The 24,366-nt window shown below is 70.5% G+C and carries 20 protein-coding genes; 13 read left to right on the top strand and 7 right to left on the bottom strand.

The genetic code is table 11. From position 1 onward, the window contains the following. The first annotated feature begins 18 nt into the window (after positions 1 to 18). Positions 19 to 630: a TetR/AcrR family transcriptional regulator gene (locus tag ACZ4RZ_RS21105; protein ID WP_467746594.1), complete on the top strand. Its 612-nt coding sequence runs from the start codon at positions 19 to 21 to the stop codon at positions 628 to 630. A gap of 251 nt (positions 631 to 881) precedes the next feature. Here the strand turns inward: ACZ4RZ_RS21105 and ACZ4RZ_RS21110 are convergent, their stop codons facing one another. Then, positions 882 to 2,234, bottom strand: coding sequence for a PucR family transcriptional regulator (locus ACZ4RZ_RS21110; RefSeq protein WP_467746596.1), 1,353 nt, complete (start codon positions 2,232 to 2,234; stop codon positions 882 to 884). Positions 2,235 to 2,402: 168 nt separating this feature from the next. Between ACZ4RZ_RS21110 and ACZ4RZ_RS21115 the strand changes: the two genes are divergently transcribed. The 3 genes from ACZ4RZ_RS21115 to ACZ4RZ_RS21125 all read left to right on the top strand — a co-directional run bounded on the left by ACZ4RZ_RS21115 (position 2,403) and on the right by ACZ4RZ_RS21125 (position 6,147). Then, a complete protein-coding gene (locus ACZ4RZ_RS21115; RefSeq protein ID WP_467746597.1) occupies positions 2,403 to 3,329 on the top strand; it encodes a proline dehydrogenase family protein in 927 nt (308 codons plus the stop codon). 236 nt (positions 3,330 to 3,565) lie between these two features. Then, the gene (pruA, locus tag ACZ4RZ_RS21120) at positions 3,566 to 5,197 is read left to right on the top strand and encodes an L-glutamate gamma-semialdehyde dehydrogenase (protein WP_467746599.1); all 1,632 of its coding nucleotides are present in this window, start codon (positions 3,566 to 3,568) and stop codon (positions 5,195 to 5,197) included. Between the two features lie 86 nt (positions 5,198 to 5,283). Then, the gene (locus ACZ4RZ_RS21125) at positions 5,284 to 6,147 is read left to right on the top strand and encodes an alpha/beta fold hydrolase (protein WP_467746601.1); all 864 of its coding nucleotides are present in this window, start codon (positions 5,284 to 5,286) and stop codon (positions 6,145 to 6,147) included. A gap of 31 nt (positions 6,148 to 6,178) precedes the next feature. Here ACZ4RZ_RS21125 and ACZ4RZ_RS21130 read toward each other — a convergent pair whose 3' ends face one another. From ACZ4RZ_RS21130 to ACZ4RZ_RS21140, 3 genes are all read right to left on the bottom strand, one after another. Continuing rightward, on the bottom strand, positions 6,179 to 6,385 hold the full coding sequence (locus ACZ4RZ_RS21130) for a DUF5988 family protein (RefSeq protein ID WP_467746603.1): 207 nt from the start codon (positions 6,383 to 6,385) through the stop codon (positions 6,179 to 6,181). A 75-nt stretch (positions 6,386 to 6,460) separates the two neighbouring features. Beyond that, positions 6,461 to 7,345 (bottom strand): alpha/beta fold hydrolase, encoded by an 885-nt coding sequence (locus ACZ4RZ_RS21135; protein WP_467746605.1) that lies wholly within the window; start codon positions 7,343 to 7,345, stop codon positions 6,461 to 6,463. Between the two features lie 105 nt (positions 7,346 to 7,450). Continuing rightward, positions 7,451 to 9,409 carry a glycoside hydrolase family 97 protein gene (locus ACZ4RZ_RS21140; protein ID WP_467746606.1) on the bottom strand — a complete coding sequence of 653 codons (1,959 nt, stop codon included), beginning with the start codon at positions 9,407 to 9,409 and terminating at the stop codon, positions 7,451 to 7,453. A gap of 152 nt (positions 9,410 to 9,561) precedes the next feature. On the opposite strand from ACZ4RZ_RS21140, the gene ACZ4RZ_RS21145 reads away from it, so the two are divergent. Beyond that, positions 9,562 to 10,101, top strand: a complete 540-nt coding sequence (locus ACZ4RZ_RS21145; protein ID WP_467746608.1) for a GNAT family N-acetyltransferase — start codon at positions 9,562 to 9,564, stop codon at positions 10,099 to 10,101. Positions 10,102 to 10,108: 7 nt separating this feature from the next. On the opposite strand, the gene ACZ4RZ_RS21150 is transcribed toward ACZ4RZ_RS21145, so the two are convergent. Continuing rightward, entirely contained in the window at positions 10,109 to 11,041 is a 933-nt protein-coding gene (locus ACZ4RZ_RS21150) for a LysR family transcriptional regulator (protein WP_467746609.1), read from the bottom strand. Positions 11,042 to 11,107: 66 nt separating this feature from the next. Here ACZ4RZ_RS21150 and ACZ4RZ_RS21155 point away from each other — a divergent pair, with 66 nt between their 5' ends. Then, a complete protein-coding gene (locus ACZ4RZ_RS21155; protein ID WP_467746611.1) occupies positions 11,108 to 12,541 on the top strand; it encodes an MFS transporter in 1,434 nt (477 codons plus the stop codon). Between the two features lie 204 nt (positions 12,542 to 12,745). Then, complete coding sequence (locus ACZ4RZ_RS21160) at positions 12,746 to 12,874, top strand: hypothetical protein (protein WP_467746612.1); 129 nt, start codon at positions 12,746 to 12,748, stop codon at positions 12,872 to 12,874. A gap of 112 nt (positions 12,875 to 12,986) precedes the next feature. Here the strand turns inward: ACZ4RZ_RS21160 and ACZ4RZ_RS21165 are convergent, their stop codons facing one another. Then, positions 12,987 to 14,546, bottom strand: coding sequence for a purple acid phosphatase family protein (locus ACZ4RZ_RS21165; RefSeq protein ID WP_467746614.1), 1,560 nt, complete (start codon positions 14,544 to 14,546; stop codon positions 12,987 to 12,989). Positions 14,547 to 14,688: 142 nt separating this feature from the next. Here ACZ4RZ_RS21165 and ACZ4RZ_RS21170 point away from each other — a divergent pair, with 142 nt between their 5' ends. From ACZ4RZ_RS21170 to ACZ4RZ_RS21185, 4 genes are all read left to right on the top strand, one after another. Then, on the top strand, positions 14,689 to 15,732 hold the full coding sequence (locus ACZ4RZ_RS21170) for a 3-isopropylmalate dehydrogenase (RefSeq protein WP_467746616.1): 1,044 nt from the start codon (positions 14,689 to 14,691) through the stop codon (positions 15,730 to 15,732). Positions 15,733 to 16,108: 376 nt separating this feature from the next. After that, a complete protein-coding gene (locus tag ACZ4RZ_RS21175; RefSeq protein WP_467746618.1) occupies positions 16,109 to 17,197 on the top strand; it encodes a branched-chain amino acid aminotransferase in 1,089 nt (362 codons plus the stop codon). A 124-nt stretch (positions 17,198 to 17,321) separates the two neighbouring features. Next, positions 17,322 to 19,967, top strand: coding sequence for a CHAT domain-containing protein (locus ACZ4RZ_RS21180; RefSeq protein ID WP_467746620.1), 2,646 nt, complete (start codon positions 17,322 to 17,324; stop codon positions 19,965 to 19,967). After that, a complete protein-coding gene (locus ACZ4RZ_RS21185) occupies positions 19,964 to 20,476 on the top strand; it encodes a hypothetical protein (protein ID WP_467746622.1) in 513 nt (170 codons plus the stop codon). Before ACZ4RZ_RS21180 ends, ACZ4RZ_RS21185 begins: the two co-directional genes overlap by 4 nt. On the opposite strand, the gene ACZ4RZ_RS21190 is transcribed toward ACZ4RZ_RS21185, so the two are convergent. Next, the gene (locus tag ACZ4RZ_RS21190; RefSeq protein WP_467746624.1) at positions 20,401 to 21,855 is read right to left on the bottom strand and encodes a cytosine permease; all 1,455 of its coding nucleotides are present in this window, start codon (positions 21,853 to 21,855) and stop codon (positions 20,401 to 20,403) included. The genes ACZ4RZ_RS21185 and ACZ4RZ_RS21190 overlap by 76 nt on opposite strands. A 145-nt stretch (positions 21,856 to 22,000) precedes the next feature. Between ACZ4RZ_RS21190 and ureA the strand changes: the two genes are divergently transcribed. Further along, entirely contained in the window at positions 22,001 to 22,693 is a 693-nt protein-coding gene (ureA, locus tag ACZ4RZ_RS21195) for an urease subunit gamma (protein ID WP_467746625.1), read from the top strand. Beyond that, entirely contained in the window at positions 22,690 to 24,360 is a 1,671-nt protein-coding gene (locus ACZ4RZ_RS21200; protein ID WP_467746627.1) for an urease subunit alpha, read from the top strand. Before ureA ends, ACZ4RZ_RS21200 begins: the two co-directional genes overlap by 4 nt. Positions 24,361 to 24,366 lie beyond the last annotated feature (6 nt).

Genomic DNA, 24,366 nt, shown 5'->3' on the forward strand with positions numbered 1-24,366 from the left:
GGGGGTACTCTGGTCCGCATGGGACACCGTGAGGATCTGCTCGAAGGCGCCAAGCGCTGCCTGCTGGAGAAGGGGTTCGTGCGCACGACGGCGCGCGACATCGTCAAGGAGTCGGGGACGAACCTGGCGTCCATCGGCTACCACTACGGATCGAAGGACGCGCTGCTGACGCAGGCCTTCGTGGAGCTGATTCAGGAGTGGGGCGAGAAGTTCGCCCCGGCTTCGGCGCTCGAAGTCGAGCCCGGGGGCTCCGTAGAACGGTTCCACAGCGTGTGGGCGCGGATGCTGGAGTCCTTCGAGGAATTCCGGCCCGTATGGGCGGCCAGCCTGGAGATTGCCACGCAGGGGGACCGGGTGCCGCAGCTCCGGGATCTGATGGCGAAGGCCCAGATCGAGGGGCGGTCCGGGCTCGTCGCGGTGATGACCGGCCTGGACGAGGAGACGCTCGACGAGCGGACCGTGCGGTCGCTCGGCGGCTTCTACCAGGCGCTGCTCAACGGTCTGATGGTGCAGTGGCTCTTCGACCCGCCGAGTGCGTCCACTGCGGACGACCTCACGGAAGGGTTGCGGCGAGTGATCGACGCGGCCGCTGCCGCGGAGACGAAGGGGCAGCGGCAGGGGCAGGGCTGAGGCGCCAGGCAGGTACGAGTCTGCCTGCGCGCAACTCGATCGCGCGGTCCGCGACATGGCGTACGGCCGCGTGCAGCTCGCCCGGCCATGCCAGGGGTTCGGCGATCTTCGGGTCCTGCAGGCGGCCCGCCGGTTTTACGTTGACCGCCCGCACCGTCCCCGAGCGCATGACCAGCAGAAAGTCCGGATTTGCGTACTCACTGCGCATCCTCAGCCGACACTGCGCATCGACTCGCGGATGCCAGAGCCGTTCAGAGCCGCGCCCCCTTCAACGCCATGTGCAGCAACAGCCGGTCCTCGCCGTCGTCCAGGTCGAGGCCCGTGAGCTGTTCGACCCGCGAGAGACGGTAGTAGAGCGTCTGCCGGTGGATACCCAACTCCGCCGCTGTGCGCCCGGCTTGGCCCGCGCAGTCGAGGAAGACCTCGGCCGTGCGGGCGAGTTCGCGATGTGCGGGGGAGAGCAGGACCCGTACGGCAGGGTCCTGGGCGGCTTCCGGAGGCAGGGAGGTCAGGAGTCGGAAGGGCCCGATGGACCCCCATTCGGCGACCGGGCCGAGGCGCGGCTCGGCCAGCACGGCGCGCGCGGCGGCGGACGCCTCCTGCCAGGTCGTGCCGAGTTCGGCGAGCCCCACGCGGGCGGTGGCGACCCCGGCCGCGGCACGCCGGGGGCGATCACTCCCGGCCGCCCCGCCCGATGCGGCTCCGGTCGTCCCGCCGGATACAGCTCCGGTCGACCCGCCCGGCTCAACTCCTCCCGCGCCACCGCTCGCCGCGCCACCGCCCGTGGGCCGGTCCACCCCGCGCCCACCCTCCGCCTCCCGCACGAACCGCGAAGCCGCCGTCAGTGCCGGAGTCAGTACCTCAGCCGAGCGCAGTCGTACGAGGAGCGCCAGGCTCTGTCCGGTCGCCCCCCACGGCACCGTGCACAGCGCCGTGGCCCCCGGCACCGTACGGGCGGAAGGGGCGTCGTCCGGGTCGGCCGAGGGCCACGGGGCGACACAGACGAGGGTGTGCAGTCCGTCGCCGCGCGGGCCGAGGGCGGTGCGCAGTTCGGCGACGGCCATGTCGCGCTGCCAGCCGCGCTCGGCGGTGAGAACGGCGCGCAGCTCGCGGGTGAGGTCCGCGCCGGCCTGGGCCTCGTCGGCGAGCAGCGCGCCGATCCGGGAGGCGACCTCCATCGCGGCGGCCAGCTGGGCGTCGGTGGGCCCGGGCTCGTCGGCCAGCAGCCATACGTAACCGAGGACGACCCCCCGATGGCGTACCGGGAGGCAGATTCTCCCTCTGTACACCCCGGCTTCCGGAGTCGGGGGAATGCGCACCGGACCCGTCGCGCGCGCGATGCCGAAGCTCTCGAACCACGTCCGGACCGCCGACGTGGAACGGCGCGTGAGGATCGAGCGGGTGCGGACGGGGTCGAGTGAGGCCTCGTCGAAGTCGCCGTCGCTGTCGTACGCGCCGAAGGCGATCAGCTCGAAGTCGCGGTTCTCCAGCGTCGCGGGGGCGCCGAGGAGCGCCGAGATCTCGTCCACCAGCTCCTGGTACTCACCGCGGCCTGCCCCGCGGACCGCCTTGAAATCGCCCGTCACACGGGCATTCTGCCCCATTTTCCACGGCGCCTCATACAGATGTCTGAGATCCAGGGCACGGATGCGTGACAGCTGTCGATGGTCGACGATCGGAGGGATCCTTAGGTTTCACGGTGGTTCTCCGTGCCGTACCCGAAAAGTCTCTTGAGGGGCCGCGGCCGTCCGTTCTTTCCGTGGAGGTGCCCCGTGCTGGGTCCCGTGATTCTCGCCGCGTCGCGCAGCGACAAGATGCGCCGCTTCGTGTCGGCGGCCCCCGGCACCAAGCAGGTGGTCGCCCGTTTCATCGCCGGCGAGACGGTCGACCAGGTCATTCCGATCGTTCAGGACGCCGTCGCAAAGGGACTCGAGGTCACCCTCGACGTCGTCGGCGAGGACATCACCACCCGCGAGCAGGCCTTCGCCGCCCGGGACGCGTACCTGGAGCTCATCGAGCACCTCAAGGACCTGGACCTCGGCACCAAGGCGGAGATGTCCATCAAGCTGTCGATGTTCGGGCAGGCGCTGGAGGGCGGTCACGAGCTCGCCCTCGCCAATGTCCGCCCGGTCGTCGAGGCCGCCGCCGCGATCGGCACCACCGTCACGCTGGACGCCGAGGACCACACCACCCTCGACTCGATGTTCGCCATCCACGAGGAGCTGCGGAAGGACTTCCCGGGGACCGGCTGCGTCATCCAGGCCTACCTGTTCCGCACCGAGGCCGACGCCCGCCGCCTCGCCGCGAGCGGCAGCCGCGTACGCCTGGTGAAGGGCGCCTACAAGGAGCCCGCCGAGGTCGCCTACCAGCAGAAGGCCGAGACCGACAAGGCGTACGTCCGCATCCTGAGGATCCTCATGGAGGGTGAGGGGTACCCGATGATCGGGTCCCACGACCCGCGGCTCATCTCCATCGCGCAGGAGCTCGCGCGCCAGGCCGGGCGCAAGCTGGACGAGTACGAGTTCCAGATGCTGTACGGCATCCGCAGCGAGGAGCACCTGCGGCTCGCCGCCGAGGGCCACCGCATGCGGGTCTACACCGCGTACGGCACCGACTGGTACGGCTACTTCATGCGGCGCCTCGCGGAGAAGCCGGCCAACCTCCTCTTCTTCGCACGCTCGATCCTCACCAAGGGCTGAGCGGTAGCTGTCGGCATCCGGGTACATCCTGGGTAACGGCAGCTGCCGCCCATCGGTCGGCTGAGCCGACCCGGTTCCGGAAAGGACTACGGAACCCGTGACTCCGCCCCCGTGGGGGCTTCTCACTCGCCCGCCGCGGCGAGCTCGTGAAGGTCAAGCCCTGACCGCCGACCAACATACGCACATGGCTTCGGTTCTCCGGCTGAAGTCAGGGATTCACTCGGAAGAGGTAGCTCATGGACGCTGTGACCCAGGTCCCCACCCCCGTCAACGAGCCGGTGCACGGCTACGCCCCCGGCTCGCCCGAGCGCGCCCGTCTGGAGGTCAAGCTCAAGGAGCTGGCCGAGAACCCGATCGAGCTGCCCATGACCATCGGCGGCGAGAGGCGACTCGGCGGCGGTGAGCGCTTCGAGGTCGTGCAGCCGCACAACCACAAGGCCGTCATCGGCACCGGCGCCCACGCCACCCAGCAGGACGCCCAGGACGCCATCGACGCGGCCCTCGCCGCCGCCCCGGCCTGGCGCGCGATGTCCTTCGACGACCGCGCCGCGATCATCCTGCGCGCCGCCGAGCTGCTGTCGGGCCCGTGGCGCGAGACCCTCGCGGCCTCCACCATGCTCGGCCAGTCGAAGACCGCCCAGCAGGCCGAGATCGACTGTCCCTGCGAGCTGGTCGACTTCTGGCGCTTCAACGTCAAGTACGCCCGTGATCTGCTCGCCGAGCAGCCCCCGGCCAACTCGCCGGGCGTCTGGAACCGCCTCGACCACCGCCCGCTGGAGGGCTTCGTCTACGCGATCACGCCGTTCAACTTCTCGGCGATCGCCGGCAACCTGCCGACCGCGCCCGCGCTGATGGGCAACGTGGTCGTGTGGAAGCCGTCCCCGACGCAGACCCACGCGGCCGTGCTGCTGATGCAGCTCCTGGAGGAGGCGGGCCTGCCCAAGGGCGTCATCAACCTCGTCACCGGCGACGGCATCGAGGTCTCCAAGGTCGCCTTGGAGCACCGCGACCTCGCGGGCATCCACTTCACCGGCTCGACCAAGACCTTCCAGTACCTGTGGAAGACGGTCGGCAACAACATCGAGAAGTACCGCTCGTACCCGCGCCTGGTCGGCGAGACCGGCGGCAAGGACTTCCTGGTCGCGCACCCCAGCGCCGACCGCGCGGTCCTCAAGACCGCCCTGACCCGTGGTGCCTTCGAGTACCAGGGCCAGAAGTGCTCCGCCACCTCCCGTGCGTACGTCCCGGCCTCCATCTGGAACTCCGGCTTCAAGGAGGAGTTCGCGGCCGAGGTCGACTACCTGACCATGGGTGACGTCACCGACCTGTCGAACTTCATCGGCGCGGTCATCGACGAGCGGTCGTTCGCCAAGAACAAGGCCGCCATCGACCGCGCGAAGGCGGACGAGTCCTGCACGATCGTCGCGGGCGGCTCGTACGACGACTCGGTCGGCTACTTCGTGCGCCCGACGGTCGTCGAGTGCTCGGACCCGGAGAACGAGGTCTTCAAGACGGAGTACTTCGGTCCGTTCCTCGCCGTGCACGTCTACGAGGATGAGAACTACGACGAGATGCTGACGCAGATGGAGTCGGCGTCCGACTACGCGCTGACCGGCTCGGTCATCTCCAACGACCGTGCGGCGGCCGCGTACACGATGGAGAAGCTCCGCTACGCGGCGGGCAACTTCTACATCAACGACAAGTCGACCGGTGCCGTCGTCGGCCAGCAGCCCTTCGGCGGCGGCCGCGCCTCCGGCACCAATGACAAGGCCGGCGCCCCGCAGAACCTGATGCGCTGGACGCTGACCCGCGCCATCAAGGAGACGCTGGTCCCGCCGACCGACTACGGGTACCCGCACATGGGCTGACACGCCCCGCACACCCGGGCCGGGAAGCCTGACCCCCGAGCAGGCTTCCCGGCCCGTTTCCATGTCCGCCCGGGCAGACTTGCCCCGTGAGCCGGGTGAAGAGCGAGACGGTTGAGGCCGATGACGGCGGGCGCCTCTGGGCGGCGAGGTCGGGTCCGGGGGCACCGCTGGTGCTGTGCCACGGCGGGCCGGGACTGTGGGACATGTTCGCGGTCGTGGCCGAGCTGCTGGCGGACGTGATCCCGGTCGTCCGCTGGGACCAGCGCGGGTGCGGGCGGTCGGAGCGGTGCGCCGGCCCCTGGACGAGCGAGCGTTTCGTCGCGGATCTGGACGCCGTGCGACGGCACTTCGGGCTGGAGCGGATGGCGCTGCTCGGCCACTCCTGGGGCGCCCAGCTGGCGCTGAGCTACGCGCTGGCCCACCCGCGGCGGGTGAGCGCGCTGGTGTATGTGTCCGGTACGGGCATCGGCCCGGACGCCGACTGGTACCCCGCCTTCGTGGCCCGCTTCCTCGCCCGGCTCCGTGAAGATCCCGAACGTCGGGCCCGCTGGCAGGAGTTGACGGACCGTCCGCACCGGACCGAGGACGAGGACCGGGAGCGGGCGGCGCTCCAGTGGTCGACCGAGTTCGAGGACCGGGAGCGGGCGCCGGCACACGCCCGGCGCATGGCCGACCCGTGGTTCGGGATCAACGACGTGTGCAACAAGGCCCTCAACGAGGAACGGAAGCGGATCTGGGGCACGCCGGAGCTGTACGCCGCCTGCGCGTCCCTCGACGTGCCCGTGCTGATCGTCGACGGCGCCCGGGACATCCGGCCGCGCTCGGCGGTCGACTCGCTGGAGCGGGCGCTGCCCCGGGTACGGCGGGTGATCCTGCCGGAGGCCGGGCACATGCCGTGGGTCGAGGACCCGAAGGGCTTCCGGGAGGCGGTGACGGCGGCGGTGCGGTGATCAGCCGTCCCTCGCCGCGCCGGACGTGGCGTTACCCGGCGAACTCCGTCCGCTCCCACCACTCGTACACGGGCAGCCTGCCCTCCGGCGTGTTCGCGTGCCGAGGGGTCGCCCTGAAGTGTTCGTATCCGTTGCGCAACTCGATCTTCACATCCGTTCCAGGGGGCGGGATCGGGACGATCCGTTCGGGCAGGTCATCCGGGCCGCCCTCGAGCAGTGCTTTGGTCGTGTCGCTCATGACGTCACCGTTCCCCCTGCCGGAGCCCGATGCCGCATGCCGCGCGGAGGATCAGTCGTGTGGGCGATCCGCCGCTCAGCCGTGGGCCGTCGTCAGATGCTGGTCGAGGAAGTCCCGCATGAGCCGTGCGATCCGGTCGGCGTGCGTCTCCAGGGCGAAGTGCCCCGTGGGCAGCAGGTGGATCTCGGCCTTCGGGAGGTCGCGCTGGAAGGCGAGCGCGCCCGCCGGGACGAAGATCTCGTCGTGCGCGCCCCAGACGGCCAACAGGGGGACCTGACTGGAGCGGAAGTATGCGTGGAAGGTCGGGTAGAGGGCGAAGTTGGAGCCGTAGTCGGAGATCAGGTCGAGCTGGATCTCGGGCTGCCCGGGGCGGGCCATCAGGGCCGCGTCGTGTGCGTAGGCGTCGGGGCTCACGAGCGTGGGGTCGGGGACACCATGCAGGTACTGCCACTTGATGCCGTCGGGGCTGCTGATCTCGCGGACCGGCGCCTCGGTCTCGGGCGAGCGCTCGGCGATCAGCGCGAGGACGGGCGCCCAGGCCTCGGCGCCCAGCCCCTCCTCGTACGCGTTGCCGTTCTGGGTGATGATCGCCGTCACCCGCTCGGGATGCACGAGCGCGAGGCGCAGACCGATCGGAGCGCCGTAGTCCTGGATGTAGAGCGCGTACTCCTTCAGCCCGAGCTGCTCGGTGAACTCGCCGGTGATCTCGGCCAGCCGGGCGAAGGAGTACGGGAATTCGGTGGCCGCGGGCGCCGCCGAGCGGCCGAATCCCAGGTGGTCGGGGGCGATCACGTGATAGCGGTCGGCGAGGAGCGGCATCAGGTCCCGGAACATGTGCGAGCTGGTGGGGAAGCCGTGCAGCAGGAGCAGCACCGGGGCGTCCGCGGGCCCTGCCTCCCGGTAGTGGATCTCGTGGCCGCGGACGGTGGTCGTGCGGTGGTGGATCCGGTGCGCGTTCATGAGCGGCTCCCCTAACCCCTGAAACTATCTTTGACGGTTTCAGCAGTGCATCACGCTCACCTATAACTAGTCAAGATAGTTTCAGAGGTTAGAGGGGTTGATGGGTCAGTCCTCGCAGGTCGTACGGCCCTCGTGCGCGCGGCAGGCGATCGCCGCGAAGCCGCCGTCCGTCGTCACCGGTACGGCGAGGGTGTCGCCACCGCGTACGGCGCGCGTCTCGCGCACCAGCCCCGACGGGCCGTCCGTCACCGTCTCCATCAGCCAGCGGCCGGCGCCCAGGCGCATCGGTATGTCGACCGTGCGGGCCGGGCCGGTGAACGTGCCGCCGATGAACCAGCGGCCGTCGGCGGCGCGTCGCGCCAGGACCGCCGAGCGGCCCGGGTCGCCGGCGAGGAGGCGGCTCTCCTCCCAGCGGGCGGGAAGCTGCTCCAGATAGCGGCGGGCCTCGGGGCGGGCGTCGTACGACTCGGGGGTCCCGGAGAGGTTCTGGATACCGGACTCGTAAAGGACCGTCAGACCCAACTCGCCCGCGTCCGAAGCGACGTTGGGACGGTACGGGCGGTGGAACGCGCCCGGAGTGAAGTCCATGGAGCCGATGACATTGCGGGTGAAGGGGAGCGAGGCCAGCTGCTCCGGAGTGTTCGTGCGCTTCTCCTCGCCTCCGACGCCCTCCATCGTCATGACCTGCGGCCAGGTGCGCTGAATGCCCTTGGGGATCGTCGAGCCGTGGAAGTTCACCATGAGGTGGTGGCGGGCGGTGGACTGCAGTACCTCGTCGTACCAGCGCATCCGCTCCTGGGACTCCGAGTCCATGAAGTCGATCTTCACTCCCTTGACGCCCCAGCTCTCCAGCGTCCCGAGCCACTTCTCACGCTCGGCCGGGTCGGTGAGCAGGCTGTAGTGCAGCCAGACGTGGATGCCGACACCCTTCGCCGCCGCGTAGCGCACCAGCTCCGGCATCCAGCTGTCCGTCTGCCAGTCGGGATCGACTACGTCCCAGGCGTCGGTCCTGAAGTACCAGCCCGCGTCCACGACTTCGTACGGCCAGCCGCGATCGGCCGCGTAGTCCACGTACTTCTCCTGGGCCGCCAGACTCTGCCCCGCCTCCTTGCCGCCGGCCAGCCAGGTCCACAGAGCCGGGCCCGGTTTGATCCAGGAGGTGTCGCGGACGCGGGACGCCGGGGCGAGGTCGTCCACGAAGGTCGACTCGGTGACGGTCGCGAGATCGCCGGTGACGAGCGCGCGCCAGGGGGTGGTGAGCGCGCCGGACGTCTGGATCGGCTCGTCGTTCCACAGGCTCAGGCCATACGTCGAGGAGTCCGCCGCGTGCGTCAAATGGGCGCCCGCGTAGCTGCCGTTGACGTCCGACTCGGCGATCAGGGCGTACCCGCCCGGGGTTCCGAAGAGTGCCTGCATCATGTACGCGCCCGCCGGCGCCGTCGCGGCCGAGTCATAGCGTGAGAAGCGCAGTTCGTTGTCCGCGCGATAGCCGCCGAGGAGGGCGTTCGAGCCGGCGGGGAGGGTGAAGGCCGAGGTCTCGCGGAGCACGTCGCCGTGGGCGCCCGGCAGCACGTAGCGGTAGGCGACACCGTCCGGGGCGACCCGGGTCACCAGATCGAGCCGGGCGCCGGCCGCGGTGCGGAAGCGGAAGCGGGCCTCGGTCATATGGACAACGCGCTTGCGGGACTTGCCCGTTGGGCTCGTGTAGTGCTCGGTGACCGTGCGGTCGGAGCGTCCGGCGTAGGTCAGTCCCCGGGAGAAGTCGGCCTGTTCGGTGACCAGGCCGACCGGGGAGGGCTCCAGGACCGTTCCGCCGTCACGTCTCACCGCGAGCGTCGCGTGCCCGTCGGCGGGATCGAGCGCGACGACCGCCGTCGGCGAGCCGTGGGGTCCCCTCACCTCCCAGGCCGTTCCGCTCGGCGCGGCGGCGTCGGCGCGACTCGGCAGTGCGGTGGCGGCGGTGGCGAGCAGGGCGGAGCAGAGCGTCAACACGATGGTGCGGGCACGCAATGGGGCCGAGCGGGCCCGCAACTGGGCCGACCTGGCCGGTAATTGGACCGACATATGGCACCCTCCTTCTCGCAGTCATCCGATGATTGTGAGGGTGGAGTGGCTCTGTGGGGCTGTCAAGGTGTCTCACAGGATCAGAGATAGGAGCAATCTGCGATGCGGTCGATCCGCTTCTGCACCAGTGGGGCCCCGTGAATACTGGGCCGATGACCATCCGACTGCGCACCGCCCACACGGCGGACCTCACCCCCGCGGAACTCCGCGCCGCCCGCGACCTCCTGGACGACGCCTTCGACGGGGACTTCAGCGACGAGGACTGGGACCACGGGCTCGGCGGCATCCACGCCCTGGTGCACGACGAGCGCGGTCTCGCGGCCCACGGCTCGGTGATTCAGCGGCGCGTCCTGCATCGCGGCCGCTCGCTGCGCGTCGGATATGTGGAGGCGGTCGGGGTACGTGCCGATGCGCGCCGCACGGGCCTCGGCGGACGGGTGATGGCCGAGCTGGAGCGGATCGTCGAGGGGGCGTACGGGCTCGGGGCGCTCTCCGCGAGCGAGCAGGGAGCCACCCTGTACACGGCCCGGGGCTGGCAGGTCTGGCCGGGCCGGATCTGCGCGCTCGGCCCGGACGGCGTCGTGCGGCTGCCGGAGGAGGAGGGCACCACCTTCGTGCGCCCCGCGACGGCGGGTCCCCTCGACCCGGCGCACGAACTGGTCTTCGACTGGCGTGACGGCGACGTGCTCTGAGTGGCCGTCATCGAGCCGGGGCGGTCGTGGCGGCCACTCTGGCGAGTGCTCCCCGCAGCCACCGATGCGCCGGATCGGTGTCCACCCGAACATGCCAGGCCTGGCCCGTCGCGACCGTCGGCAGGTCCAGCGGAATCTCCAGTACCGCGAGCGGCAGCACCCGGGACGCCTCGGTCGCCACCTCCGACGGAACCAGCGCCAGCGCGTCCGTGCGGAGGGCGAAGAAGCAGGCCGCGCCATAGGTCGGCGCGGTGGCCAGAATGTCGCGGCGCAGGCCGAGTTCGGCGAGGCGTTCGTCCACCACGCTGTGCGTGCGGCCGCGCCGGGTCACCGTGATGTGCGGCAGCGCGGCGAACCGGACGGCGGTCAGCGGCCCGCGCGCGAACCCGGCGTCGGCGCGCGCGACGGCCACGTAGTGGTGCTCGTGCAGGGGCGCGCTGCGCACATCGTGCGGCAGTGGGTCCGGCAACTCGCCCACGTCCAGGTCGACATGGGTGCGCAGGTCCGCCGGATCCTCGTCGCCCTCGGGCAGCAGCCGCAGCCGTACACCGGGTGCCTCCCGGGCCGCCAGCTCCAGCAGCGGGGCGCCCAGCGACATGGCAACCCCGTCGTTCGTGCGGATCCTGAACTCCCTTCGCAGGGTGGAGAGTTCCGCCTCACGCGGCGGCCGCAGCGCCGCCACCGCGCCGGCGAGCGCCGCCTGCACCCGGGGCTGCATCTCGTGCGCGCGCGGCGTGCGCGTCAGGCCCCGGCCGGACGGTACGAGGAGCGGGTCGCCGACCACCCGGCGCAGCCGGCCGAGGGTGCGGCTCATCGCCGACGGGGACACGTTCAGCTCGGCCGCCGCACCCGCGACGCTGCCCGCGCGGAGCAGGGCGTCGAGGGCCGGGAGGAGGTTCATGTCCGGAAGAGGTGCTGCCACGTCCGATGACTGCTGCATGAGACGCAATTCTGCATGAAGCAATCGGACCTTGTGTGCAGCAAAGGCCGCCCCGAACCTGGACCCATGTTGGATTCGCGCCAGCGCGGCACCGCGCTCCTGGTCGCGGGCTGCTTCTTCATGGAGATGCTGGACGGCACGATCGTGTCGACGGCCGCCCCGCAGATGGCCCACGACCTGCACACCAAACCTGCCTCCGTGGGCCTGATCATCACGGCCTACCTCGTCACCCTCGCCGTCCTCATACCACTCTCCGGCTGGCTCACCGCCCGCTTCGGGCCGCGCCGCGTCTTCCTCGCCGCGATCGCGGTCTTCACCCTGGCCTCGCTGGCCTGCGCCGTCGCGCCCCACCTCGGCGTCCTCGTCGGGATGCGCGTCCTGCAGGGCGTCGGCGGCGCGATGATGGTGCCGGTCGGCCGCCTCGTCGTCCTCGCCGGCACCCCCAAGCAGGACCTGCCGCGCGCGGTCGCCTACATCGTGTGGCCCGGGCTCGCCGCCCCGGTCGTCGCGCCCCTGCTCGGCGGCGTGATCACCACGTACGCCTCCTGGCACTGGATCTTCCTCCTGAACGTGCCCCTCGGCGCCCTCGCCCTCCTCGTCGCGCGCCGCCTGATCGCGCCGGGCACGCCGGGGGAGACACCGCCGCTCGACGTGACCGGCGTCCTGCTCACCTGCACCGGCCTCGCGGCGCTGACCTGGACCGCGCACCTGGTCTCCGAGACCCGGAGCACCCCGGCGGAGGCGGCCGTGACCGGCGCGATCGCCGTCGTCGCCCTCGTGGCTGCCGTACGCCATCTGCTCGGCACCCCGCACCCGCTGGTCAACCTCCGCACCCTGGACGTCCCGTCCTTCCGGGCCGCGGCGCTCGACGGCTCGCTCTACATGGCGGTCGTCTCCGCCATCCCCTTCCTGCTGCCGCTGCTCTTCCAGGAGGTCTTCGGCTGGAGTGCGGTGAAGTCGGGCGCGGTCGTGCTCTTCGTCTTCGTCGGCAACATCGGGATCAAGCCCGCGACGACGTATCTGATCAACCGGTTCGGTTTCCGGCCGCTGCTGATCGTCTCCACGCTGGGGCTCGCGGCCGCGACCGCGGGCTGCGCGCTGTTCACCGCGGCGACTCCGGTCGCGGTGATCGCGGTCGTCGCGGTGCTCGGCGGAGTCGCCCGTTCGGTCGGGCTCAGCAGCTACGCGACGATCGCCTTCAGCGAGACCCCGCAGGAGCGGCTGCGCGACGCCAACGCACTCTTCGCGACCGCGCATCAACTGGCCGCGGGCCTGGGCGTCGCCATCGTCACGGTCGCACTGCGCGGGGGCGCGGCGCTGACCGAGGGTCCGCGCTCGGCGTACGCCGTCGCGTTCGTGGCGCTCGGTGTGCTCTGCCTTCTTCCGACGGCGGGCGCCCTCCGTCTGCACCCGACGGCGGGTGACGCCGTTCGGGCGGTCGTCCCAGGTCAGGGGCGTGTGCCCCAATCCGCCGTCTCAGATAGTAGGAAGTCCGAGTAATTGTGGAGACAGATGCCCGCTCCTCGCCTAGTTTTGTAGGAGCCGAACGTCTCGCTCGACCCAGCGAATGGCGGTCGTGAGCCGGAGCCCCTGGCAGGCAACCCCTGCGGCACCGCTCCCCGCCCCTTCCGGCGTCTCGTTAATTCCTCACCGCACTTCCGGCTGCCCTTCCCGGGCCTCTCGGAGGCAAGGAGTCGATTCATCATGGCCGAGACGACCGTCCGCCGAGTCCGTCACATCTCCCGTACGAGCGAGTCCGACCGCAGGAACGCCGCCGCCGCGCTCCAGCGCGCCCTCGACCGCAGGGACAACGGCGGGGCGACGGGCCACTGACCCGTCGCACCACCTCACATACCGGGAGCCGCACCCGCACGGGGTGCGGCGCGAGGCCCCTGCCCCGCGCCGCACCTCGGAGTGCTGAGCCTCGGCGCCGCGCCTCGGCGGCTCATTCGCCGCGCCGCACCTCGAAGTAGTCGATGCGCTTGCCGCTCTGGGTGAGCGCCGACACCTTGAGCTTGGGTGACGTGCCCGCCTCCGCCTCCACCGAGAGGAAGGAGAATCCGGTGTACCTCACCCGCGACCAGTCCACGGTGTCCGGCTTCTGGTGCTGCGACTTCGTCCAGTGGAAGGTCTCGATGGACTCGCGGTGCGTGACCTTCCCCTCGTAGCTGTCCTTCACCCCGGCGGGGAACCGGTACAGGCTCTTGCCCGCCCCGCCCGCCGTGACGTACACGATCCCGTCCCGTGTCGGATCGGTGGACGCGCCGACCGGCACCTGCTTGCCCACCTTGCCGCCCTTGATGGCGTCGGTGCGCTCGTACACGTGGTTGTGCCCGTTGATCACCAGGTCCACCTGGTGCTTGGCGAACAGCGGCAGCCAGGCGTCCCGTACGCCCCCGTCGGAGGCGTGCGTCGACGTCGAGTACGCGCAGTGGTGGAAGAAGACGACGATGAAGTCGACCGTCCCGCGCAGTTCTCCGAGCCGCTTGTCGAGCCAGGCCGTCTGCTTGCCGTCCGTGTAGCCCTTGTTGGCCGGGATCTCGTACGACACGTCGTTCGCGTCGAGAGCCACGATCCCGACATTGCCGTACGTGAACGAGTAGACGCCCGGCGCGTTGCGCGCGTCGAAGCCGTTGTCCGGGAGCGTCCAGCGTGCGGACTGGCCCCCGTACCCGTTCGGCGAGTACCACGCCTCCATGTCGTGGTTGCCGGTCGTCACCATCCACGGCACCGACTTCGCCACCGACTCGGTCTGCTTGAGGAACAGGTCCCAGGCGCTGGGATCGTAGATGTCGGAATCCTTGCCGAGGCCGACGGAGTCCGCGTAGCAGATGTCGCCCGCGTGCAGATGGAAGGACGGATGCCGGCCAAGGAGCACCTTGTCGTTGGCGAGCGCGTCCGGGGTGACGCCCTGGTCGCCGAAGGCGGTGAACACGAACTTCCCGGGACTGGCGGGCGCCGTACGGAAGGAGCCGATCGTGGAGTGCCGCTCCCGGGACGCGGGATCGAATCCCTCGTGGCCGACGCCGTAGTAGTACGTCGTTCCGGGGCGCAGGCCGTCGAGTGCCGCGTGCAGGTAGTACTGGTCCAGCGCGAACCGCTGCCCGGTGAGCCCCGGCGTGTGCAGATCGCGGACCTCGGCCTCGATCTTCCGGCTCAGCCCCCAGGGCGTCAGCCCCACACGCACGTACGGCTTCTTGACCGCGAACGGCACCTGCCAGGAGATCCGCATCTGGGTCTTGGGGTCCGCGCCGAAGGCGAGGTGGCGGCCGAAGGGCGCGACGACGGAGCCGGGTACGCGGCTGGTGGCGGGGCTCGGCGTCGTGGTGGACGTGCGCGTCGCCGTCCCCGAGGCGCAACCGGCCAGCAGCCCGCCGCCCGCGAACGCGCCCGCCGTCACCAGCGCGCGGCGCCGCGTGAGCTTCGTCCGCAGATACTCGTGCTGCTCCGCCATGCTCATACCGCGCGCGAGCTGCTCGGGAATGCCGACGTCAGGGGTGTCCATGACTGGGAACTTCCCAGCAAGTCCCAACAGCCGCCATACGTAAGGGTGAACACAGACTTACGAGTGTCCTCCGCGACACTCCACCATGTCCGTATGGCGGACACCGCGTGTCATCCCATGGGACAAGGAGTACGGTGCCGTCATGTCTCGCAGCATCAATCTCGCAGTGATTCCCGGTGACGGCATCGGCCAGGAGGTCGTGGCCCAGGGGCTCAAGGTCCTCTCCGCCGTCCTTCCGCAGGATGTGAAGCTGGAGACCAAGGAGTTCGACTTCGGCGCCAAGCGGTACCACGCCACCGGTGAGACCCTCACCGAGGCGGACCTGGACGCCCTGAAGCAGCACGACGCGATCCTGCTCGGCGCGATCGGCGACCCCTCGGTCCCGTCCGGTGTCCTGGAGCGCGGTTTCCTGCTGAAGCTCCGCTTCGCCTTCGACCACCACGTCAACCTGCGTCCGTCGAAGCTGCTGCCGGGTGTCGCCACCCCGCTGGCCGGCCAGCCGGAGATCGACTTCGTCGTGGTCCGCGAGGGCACCGAGGGCCCGTACACCGGCAACGGCGGCACCATCCGCAAGGGCACCGAGCACGAGGTCGCCACCGAGGTCTCCGTCAACACGGCCTTCGGTGTCGAGCGGGTCGTCCGCGACGCCTTCGCCCGCGCCCAGGCCCGCCCGCGCAAGAAGCTGACGCTGGTCCACAAGAACAACGTGCTGACCTTCGCGGGCCACCTGTGGACGAATGTCTTCAACCGGGTGGCCAAGGAGTTCCCCGAGGTCACCACGGACTACATCCACGTGGACGCGGCGACGATCTACCTCGTCACGGACCCCGGGCGCTTCGACGTGATCGTCACCGACAACCTCTTCGGCGACATCATCACCGACCTCGCCGCGGCCGTCTCCGGCGGCATCGGCGTCGCCGCCTCCGGCAACATCAACCCGAGCGGCGAGTTCCCCTCGATGTTCGAGCCCGTGCACGGCTCGGCCCCCGACATCGCGGGCCAGGGCAAGGCCGACCCCAGCGCCACCGTCCTGTCCGTCGCCCTCCTGCTGCGCCACCTCGGCTACGAGGCCGAGGCCGCCCGCATCGAGGACGCCGTCTCGGCCGACCTCGCGGAGCGCGTGGGCAAGCCCGCCCGCAGCACCGGCGAAATCGGCGACGCGCTCGCCGTACGAGTAGCCGGCTGACCTTCCCCACTGCCTTAAGGGCGTGGGGGGACCCCCACCGCCACTTACGCAACGAAGTAGCCGCCGGGTCGCATCCGCACCCGGCGGCTTTTCCTATGCCCTCGCCGGGTGCCACCATCAACCCCTGGGCAATCCCATTGGGGTCGCATTCACGCCGTTTTCGTCCACGGTCCTCCGCGCGCGATAATCGAACGCGGAGCCGCGGAATGAGGGAATGCTCGGACGTCCTAACACTGGCCACTGGCAGTTGTGGGCGTGAGCGCGGCCCCTCACACACAACCGGTACTGCAATTCCCGGGGGACAACCCCCGGACCCCCGGCCGAAAGAACGGGGTTGCACTCACGCCCGCCTGGGACACACGAAGGACACCTACTCATGACGCAGCCCACGATCGAGCTCAAGCCCTCCGCCACTCCGCTGTCCGCCGCGGAGCGGGAGGCGATCCTGGCCAACCCCGGGTTCGGCCGCCACTTCACCGATCACATGGTGACGATCAAGTGGACGGAGGGCCGCGGCTGGCACGACGGCCAGCTCGTTCCGTACGGCCCGCTCTCCCTCGACCCGGCGAACATGACCCTGCACTACGCGCAGGAGATCTTCGAGGGCCTCAAGGCCTACCGCCAGGCCGACGGCTCCGTCGCCACCTTCCGCCCGGACAAGAACGCCAAGCGCTTCCAGGCCTCCGCCCGCCGGCTCGGCATGCCGGAGCTGCCGGTGGAGACGTTCATCGAGGCCTGCGACGTGCTGGTCCAACAGGACCGCGACTGGGTCCCGGCGCACGGCGGCGAGGAATCCCTCTACCTCCGCCCCTTCATGATCGCGACCGAGGTCGGCCTGGGCGTGAAGCCCGCCAACGAGTACCTCTTCCTCGTCATCGCCTCGCCCGCGGGCGCGTACTTCGCGGGCGGCGTGAAGCCGGTCTCCATCTGGCTGTCGGAGGACCGCGTGCGCGCCGTGCCCGGCGGCATGGGCGACGCCAAGACGGGCGGCAACTACGCGGCCTCTCTCCTCGCCCAGGCCGAGGCCGCGGCGAAGGGCTGCGACCAGGTCTGCTACCTCGACGCGGTCGAGCACAAGTGGGTCGAGGAACTCGGCGGCATGAACCTGTACTTCGTGTACGGCGACAAGATCATCACCCCGTCCCTCACCGGCTCCATCCTGGAGGGCGTCACCCGCGACTCCCTGCTCACCGTCGCCCGTGACCTCGGCTACGAGTCCGAGGAGGGCCGCGTCTCCATCGACCAGTGGCAGCGCGACGCGGAGAACGGCACCCTGACCGAGGTCTTCGCCTGCGGCACCGCCGCCGTCATCACGCCCGTCGGCACGGTCAAGCGCACCGCCGCCGAGTGGCAGCACTCGGGCGGCGAGCCCGGCGAGGTCACCCTGAAGCTGCGCGAGGCTCTGCTCGACATCCAGCGGGGTGTCACCGAGGACAAGCACGGGTGGATGCATCCGCTGGGCTGACGTGTGGATGGCGGGTCCGCGCCGGAAGTGAACCGGGGCGGGCCCCGCCGTTTCCCCGCCTCAGGCCCCGCCCGCGTGGGATGGTGAACTCCTGCCACTGGGGGACGACGGGGGTGGTATCGGGATGGACGCACTCGACTTCCAGGTCGAGATCGGCGCCCGGGGCGCGGACGGCTACGCAGTGACGGTGCGCGGTCCCGACGGGGGCGAGGCGACAGCAGCGATGCGACTGCCCGAGGAGCGGCTGCGCAGCCTGAGCGCCCTGATACCCCACGTGGTGATCGCCTCCTCCGAGCCGGTACGGCGCAGCGCCACCCCTGAGGAGCAGCCTGTCCAGGAACTCGGCCGCCTCCTCTTCGACGCGCTGCTGGCCGACGAGGGACGGGCTCTGCTGGCCGCGGCCCGCCATCACGCGGCACGTCAGGAGCGGCCCCTGCGCCTGGTGTTGCGCGTCCAGCCGCCCGAACTCGCCGCTCTCCCCTGGGAGTTCCTCTTCGACGCGGGTCGCAACAGTTACGTATGCCCGACCATTCCACTGGTCCGGCACCCGAAGATGACCGACCCGCTGCGCCCGCTGGCCGTCGAGCCGCCCCTGCGGGTGCTGTGCATGATCGCCGGCCCGGACGACCAGGAGCCGCTCGCGGCCCGGGCCGAGCAACAACGGTTGCGGGAGACCCTCGCAGGACTGGAGCGCGAGGGCCTGATCGAACTCGGCTGGACGCGGGGTGAGACCTGGCGGGATCTGCGCGCCGCGCTGCTTCCGGGAAACGGGCCCTGGCACGTCTTCCATTTCATCGGCCACGGAGGCTTCGACGCCGCCGCCCAGGAGGGCACGCTGGCACTGACCGGCGAGGACGGCGGTACGTACCACCTGGGTGCGGAGAACCTCGCCATGGTCCTCAACCGGCAACCCTCACTGCGCCTGGTGGTCCTCAACGCCTGTGAGACCGGGCGGTCGAGCACCCGCGATCCCTTCTCCAGCGTCGCGGGCGCCCTCATGCGCGAGGGGATTCCGGCCGCGCTGGCCATGCAGTACCCGATCTCCGACAGGGCCGCAGTCGAGTTCAGCCGGACCTTCTACGAAGGGCTCACCCATCGCCTCGCCGTCGACATCGCGGTGACCGAGGCCCGCCAGGCCGTACGACTGGCCCTCCCGGGCACGCTGGAGTGGGGCACGCCCGTGCTCCACATGAGGTCTCTCGACGGACGACTGTTCGACATCGGGGAGACCGCGCCCAGCCGTCGCGCCCGCTTCGAGGAGCAGCACTTCGCCGAGGAGTGCGAGGACTTGTACGTTCAGGGGCTGGGTGCGCTCTACACCCGCCGCTGGGACGAAGCGGTTGCGGCCTTTCGTGCGGTGCTCGCCACGGACCCCGGGTACAAGAACTGTTCCGCCAAACTCGACGAGGCCCTGCGCGGGCGAAGGCTCGTGAGCCTCTACGCCGCGGGGACCGGCGCGGCGGACGCGGGTGACTGGGAAGAGGCCGTCGAACACCTGGCGACGGTGGTGGCGGTGGACCCGGGATACGAGGACGCCGCGGCCCTTCTCGAAGCGGCACGGCGGGCGAGGGACGTCTCGGCGTTGCGGGCCGAGGCCCGGGCCCTGCACGGCGCGGGGGAGTGGGAGGCGGTGCTGGCGGTGGGGGAGCGGCTGGCGCGGCTGTGCCCGGAGGATCCGGATCCGGACGGGGTGGTCGAGGCGGCGCGTGCGGCCGTGCGGCCGGCGGCGGTGGACGCCGCCCCGGATGACTCGGCGTCGCGTACGTCGCGCGGCGCCTCGCCCGGGCTGAGGCCCGCTGCCGATTCCGAGGAGTGGCAGCGACTCAGTGCCCAGGCCCAGCGTCCCCAGGAGGTGCACATTCCCCTCTGGCACGACGCCCGAGCAGCCGCACTCTGCGCGGCCGGCCGGGGCAGCGTGGCGTTCGGATGCGACGCGCGGCACGCTTTCGTGGCGGACCTCCGCGGCGAGACCAAGTGCATCGTCAAGCACGGAACTATGCTGAACTGGGCCACGGACGCCGCGTTCGGCCTGCCGACTCCCGTGAGGTGCGTGGCGTTGTCCGGTGACGGTTCCCACTTCGCCACCGCGGCGCGCGACGACGTGCGCCTCTGGAGCACGTCAGGCACCCAGCGGTACAAGACGATGTGGGGTGGGGTGTGCGCGCTGGCACTGAATCATGACGGGACGCAGGCGCTCCTGGCGACGGAGTCAAGGAATCTGTATCTCTGGTCGCTACCGGGCTCGACTCCTGCTCTCCTGCGGGTCGAGACGACGGCACCCTCGCACGCGGTGGCGTTCAGCCCGGACGGCCGACAGTGGGCGGCCTGTGAGGGGTTGAGGGTCCGCATCGGACAGGGAGTCGGCGAGCGGGGGAGCGACAAGGACCTGACCAAGTTGTCCAGCAACGCCGAACTGCTGTCGCTGGCGTTCAGCCCCGATGGGTACAGCCTGGCCGTCGGCGACGTGGACGGGACTGTTCGCATCTGGGACATTCGTACGCGTGCCAAAGGAGTACGACTGGCACACAAGCGCCCCGTACACGCGCTCGCCTACGACCGGCACGGAACAAGACTGGTCACGGCTGCCGCGTCGGTGGTGACCGTCTGGGACCTGCGGACCGGGAAGGCAACGGCCCGACAGGTGCGGCCCTCCCCCCAACAGGTTGCCGCAGTGGAGTTCGCCCCCGACGGGGAGGCGGTCGCGGTGGTTCACCAGGGGCGGTCGTCCTGGCTGACACGGGTCCGGGAGCCCGAGGCAGGTGAGCGATGACCATTGAACCGCCTGTGACCGCACGGCTCTTCGTGTACGGGCCCTACGAAGCCGACACCGCGGACCCCCTGGTGGAAACGCTGACCGACCTGGGCATCACCACACGGGCCAGAGCCGTCCCACCCCGGCGCACCACCGACCAGCTCCAGTGGCTGGTGCTCGTGGCCCTCCCCCTCCATGCCTTCCTCAGCGGCCTCGGCGGCAAGTTCGCCGAGGACGCTCACCGGGCACTGCGGTCCGCCGTGGCCAAGGTCTTCCGTCGCGCGGAGGTCACCGCACCTGCGTCCCAACCCGCTCCACCGCGACGGAGGGCCATCGTGCTGCAGGATTCCGCGACCGGGCTCGACATCGTCCTCGGCCCGTATCTCGACGAGACCGCGTACAAGAAGCTCCTGGAGCTGGACCTGTCCCGCTTCCGGCACGGCCCTCTGCGCTACGACGCCGTCGAACTGCGCTGGCTCTCGGACCTGGACGAGACCGAGCCCGCGTCGGAGCCGACCGCTGGCTGAGTCGCTCGCGAAGTCAACGCCAGATAGACGACCCCGCCCACCACCCCCGACAGCAAGAAACTGCAGTCCACCCCGCCCGTCAGTGACAGCAGCGGACCCTCGTACGAGGGGAGCGACACCGCCAACAGGCCGGTGCACGCGCCGAGGGTCCACGACACCACGGCCTGGACGTTCCAGCCGCCGCGGTACCAGTAGACGCCGCCCCGCGAGCGGCGGTTGAAGACCTGGAGGGCGTCGGGGTCGTAGACACCGCGGCAGCGGGCGAAGCCGATGAGGGTGATGACGGCCCAGGGGGTGCCGATCGCGGTCAGCAGGAGTACGAAGGACGTCATCGCGGACTGCGCGTCCCAGGCGTAGTGGCCGACGAAGACGCAGACCGTGGCAACGATGGCGACGGTGTAGGTGGCACGGGCGCGCGAGGCGCGGGGCAGGATCGCGTCGAGGTCGAGGCCCATGGAGTAGAGCATCAGACCCGCGTTGCCGACCGAGCCCGCGGAGGCGGCGAGCAGGAGCGGGATCAGGTACCAGGCGGGGGAGGCGGAGACCAGCGGCCCCGCGTAGTCGAGGGCCGCGCGGGCCGCGTAGGCCGTGAAGGTGCCGAACAGCTGAGGGACGAGGAGACCGGCGATCAGGCCGAGCCAGGTGGCGTGCAGGACGGTGCGGGAGGAGTGGCGGGCCGGCGAGATGTAGCGCGTGTAGTCGCCGAGCAGCGTGATGAAGGCGATCGGACCGGACAGGCCCGCCGCCACCGCCGCCAGCAGCCAGGTCGGCCAGAAGGAGCCGAGCAGATAGCCGCCGGTCTCCGGGAGCGCGGAGGTGGTGAAGTGCGGGGCATACGCGATCACGCCCACGACCAGCAGGGCCGTCATGCCGATCGCCAGAACGCGGGACATCGCGAGCAGCACCCGATAGCCGTACACGGCGCCCGCCACGGTCGCCGCGGCGAGCAGTCCGTAGACCACCGCGTACGAGACTCCCGACACCGGCAGTCCGAACAGGCGGTTCAGCACGCCCACCATCACATCGCCGCCGATCCACACGGTCAGCGCGGTGTAGCCGAGCGCGAGGAGCAGGCCGACGACCGAGCCGACCAGACGGCCGCGTACCCCGAACTGGGCGCCGGAGGAGGTGGAGAGGTTGGTCGCGGTGCGCAGCGACACCAGGGCCAGCGGTGCCGTCAGCGCCGTGCCGAGCACCGTGCCCGCCACGATCGAGCTCACCGACGCCCACCAGCCGAGCCCGAAGGACGGTGGCAGCCAGCCGAAGATGATCACGCCGAGACACAGATTGGACCCGAGCAGGATCGACATCAGGTCACGCGGACCGCTGGTGCGCTCCTCGTCCGGGATGGTGTCGACCCCGCGCTGTTCTATCGGCATGGCTGGTCTCCTTCGATCGGCCGCCTAGATGTTTGAGCGACGTTCAATGTGACGTCTTCGAAGGTGGCTAGTCAATGTTTCCCATTCACGAATCTGCCATTTAGAGTGATGCTCTAAAGTGAGGAAGGCAAGGAGGTGTCGTGGCGTGAGACTGACCCCTACGGAACGTGACCGGCTGCTGCTGTTCTCGGCCGCCGAACTGGCCCGAGCCCGCAAGGCGCGCGGCCTCCGGCTCAATGTGCCGGAGGCGACCGCGCTCATCGCGGACACCGTCTGCGAGGCCGCCCGCGACGGGCGCAGGCTCGCGGAGGCCATCGAGGCGGCCCGCTCCGTGCTCGGCCCCGACGATGTGCTGCCGGGCGTCGCGGACGTCGTCAGCGAGGTGCACGTCGAGGCCGTCTTCGACGACGGTTCACGGCTCGCGGTCGTCAGCGACCCCATCGGCGGCGGCCTCGGGGACCGGGCTCCTGGCGCGCTGCTGCCTGGGCCGGAGCACACCGAGCCCGAGGCGGACCTGCGGCTCCTCGTGCGGAACACGGCCACCGTGCCCGTCTCCGTCACCTCCCACTTCCACTTCTTCGAGGCCAACCCGCGGCTCGACTTCCACCGGGCGGCGGCCTACGGCATGCGGCTCGCCGTGTCCGCCGGCTCGTCCGTCCGCTTCGGGCCCGGCGAGAGCGTCGAGGTCGGGCTGCTGCCCATCGGCGGCGAACGGATCGCGATCGGGTTCGCCGGTCTGGTCGACGGGCCGCTGGACGCGCCGGGGGCGAAGGAGGAGGCCCTGCGCAGGGCCGCCGCCTGCGGATATCTCGGGACCGAGGGGGCTGGGCAACGATGAATCCCTACGAGTACGCCGCCACCCATGGTCCGCGTGCGGGCGACCGTGTCCGCCTGGGCGACTCCGGGCTGACGATCCGCGTCGAGTCCGACGCCCAGAAGCACGGCGACGAGTTCCTCGCCGGCTTCGGCAAGACCGCGCGCGACGGGCTGCACCTCAAGGCCGCCGCCGTCCGTGAGACCTGCGACGTCGTCATCAGCAATGTCGTGGTGATCGACGCGGCGCAGGGGATCCGCAAGGTCTCCATCGGTATCCGCGAGGGGCGGATCTGCGCCATCGGGCGGGCCGGAAACCCCGACACCCTCGACGGCGTCGACGTCGTGGTCGGCACGGGCACGTCCATCGTGTCCGGCGAGGGGCTCATCGCCACCGCCGGAGCCGTCGACACGCATGTCCACCTGCTGTCGCCGCGCGTCATGGAAGCGTCGCTCGCCTCCGGCGTGACGACGATCATCGGCCAGGAGTTCGGCCCGGTGTGGGGCGTCGGCGTCAACTCACCCTGGGCGCTGCGCCACGCCTTCAGCGCCTTCGACGCCTGGCCGGTCAACATCGGTTTCCTGGGCCGGGGTTCGTCGTCCTCCGACGCGCCCCTGGTGGAGGCCCTCGCCGAGGGCGGCGCGAGCGGCTTCAAGGTCCACGAGGACATGGGCGCCCACACCCGCGCGCTCGACACCGCCCTGCGGGTCGCCGAGGACCACGACGTCCAAGTCGCCCTGCACAGCGACGGATTGAACGAATGCCTGTCCGTCGAGGACACGCTGCGGGTACTCGAAGGCCGCACCATCCACGCCTTCCACATCGAGGGCTGCGGCGGCGGTCACGTACCGAATGTGCTGAAGATGGCGGGAGTTCCGAACGTCATCGGCTCCTCCACCAACCCGACCCTGCCCTTCGGCCGGGACGCGGTCGCCGAGCACTACGGGATGATCGTCTCCGTCCACGACCTGAAGACCGATCTGCCGGGCGACGCGGCCATGGCCCGTGACCGGATCCGGGCCGGCACGATGGGTGCCGAGGACGTGCTGCACGACCTGGGCGCGATCGCCATCACCTCGTCGGACGCGCAGGGCATGGGGCGGGCGGGTGAGACCGTACGCCGGACCTTCGCGATGGCCGGAAAGATGAAGGCCGAGTTCGGGGCCCCCGAGGACCACGACAACGAACGCGTCCTGCGCTACATGGCCAAGCTCACCATCAACCCCGCCATCGCGCACGGCCTCGCGCACGAGGTCGGCTCCATCGAGGTCGGCAAGCTCGCCGACATCGTGCTGTGGCGGCCCGAGTACTTCGGCGCCAAGCCGCAGCTCGTGCTGAAGTCCGGCTTCCCGGCGTACGGAGTCGTCGGCGACCCGAACGCCGCCACCGACACCTGTGAACCCCTCGTCCTGGGGCCGCAGTTCGGGGCGCACGGCGCGACACCCGCCGAGATCTCGGTGGCCTTCGTCGCGCAGGCCGCGCTCGACCAGGGCAACGACCGCATGCCGACGCGCCGCCGGCGAGTCGCCGTGCGTGGCACCCGCGGCATCGGCCCGGCCGACCTGCGGCTCAACTCCCGCACCGGAGCGGTCGACGTCGACCAGCGCACGGGCCTGGTCACCCTCGACGGCGACCCGCTGCACTCCGAACCCGCCGACTGCGTATCTCTCAACCGCCTGTACTTCCTTTAAGGATCA

This window comes from Streptomyces sp. NPDC027189 (genome assembly GCF_055566975.1).

Excerpts from the sequence above, each read along its gene's own strand:
- ACZ4RZ_RS21200 (WP_467746627.1), top strand. The coding sequence starts at position 22,690 with ATGAATCCCTACGAGTACGCCGCCACCCATGGTCCGCGTGCGGGCGAC.
- ACZ4RZ_RS21130 (WP_467746603.1), bottom strand. The coding sequence starts at position 6,385 with ATGAGCGACACGACCAAAGCACTGCTCGAGGGCGGCCCGGATGACCTG.
- ACZ4RZ_RS21150 (WP_467746609.1), bottom strand. The coding sequence starts at position 11,041 with ATGCAGCAGTCATCGGACGTGGCAGCACCTCTTCCGGACATGAACCTC.
- ACZ4RZ_RS21105 (WP_467746594.1), top strand. The coding sequence starts at position 19 with ATGGGACACCGTGAGGATCTGCTCGAAGGCGCCAAGCGCTGCCTGCTG.
- ACZ4RZ_RS21110 (WP_467746596.1), bottom strand. The coding sequence starts at position 2,234 with ATGGGGCAGAATGCCCGTGTGACGGGCGATTTCAAGGCGGTCCGCGGG.
- ACZ4RZ_RS21190 (WP_467746624.1), bottom strand. The coding sequence starts at position 21,855 with ATGCCGATAGAACAGCGCGGGGTCGACACCATCCCGGACGAGGAGCGC.
- ACZ4RZ_RS21160 (WP_467746612.1), top strand. The coding sequence starts at position 12,746 with ATGGCCGAGACGACCGTCCGCCGAGTCCGTCACATCTCCCGTACGAGC.
- ACZ4RZ_RS21170 (WP_467746616.1), top strand. The coding sequence starts at position 14,689 with ATGTCTCGCAGCATCAATCTCGCAGTGATTCCCGGTGACGGCATCGGC.
- pruA (WP_467746599.1), top strand. The coding sequence starts at position 3,566 with ATGGACGCTGTGACCCAGGTCCCCACCCCCGTCAACGAGCCGGTGCAC.
- ACZ4RZ_RS21175 (WP_467746618.1), top strand. The coding sequence starts at position 16,109 with ATGACGCAGCCCACGATCGAGCTCAAGCCCTCCGCCACTCCGCTGTCC.
- ACZ4RZ_RS21140 (WP_467746606.1), bottom strand. The coding sequence starts at position 9,409 with ATGTCGGTCCAATTACCGGCCAGGTCGGCCCAGTTGCGGGCCCGCTCG.
- ACZ4RZ_RS21155 (WP_467746611.1), top strand. The coding sequence starts at position 11,108 with ATGTTGGATTCGCGCCAGCGCGGCACCGCGCTCCTGGTCGCGGGCTGC.
- ACZ4RZ_RS21180 (WP_467746620.1), top strand. The coding sequence starts at position 17,322 with ATGGACGCACTCGACTTCCAGGTCGAGATCGGCGCCCGGGGCGCGGAC.
- ACZ4RZ_RS21145 (WP_467746608.1), top strand. The coding sequence starts at position 9,562 with ATGACCATCCGACTGCGCACCGCCCACACGGCGGACCTCACCCCCGCG.
- ACZ4RZ_RS21165 (WP_467746614.1), bottom strand. The coding sequence starts at position 14,546 with ATGGACACCCCTGACGTCGGCATTCCCGAGCAGCTCGCGCGCGGTATG.
- ACZ4RZ_RS21185 (WP_467746622.1), top strand. The coding sequence starts at position 19,964 with ATGACCATTGAACCGCCTGTGACCGCACGGCTCTTCGTGTACGGGCCC.
- ACZ4RZ_RS21135 (WP_467746605.1), bottom strand. The coding sequence starts at position 7,345 with ATGAACGCGCACCGGATCCACCACCGCACGACCACCGTCCGCGGCCAC.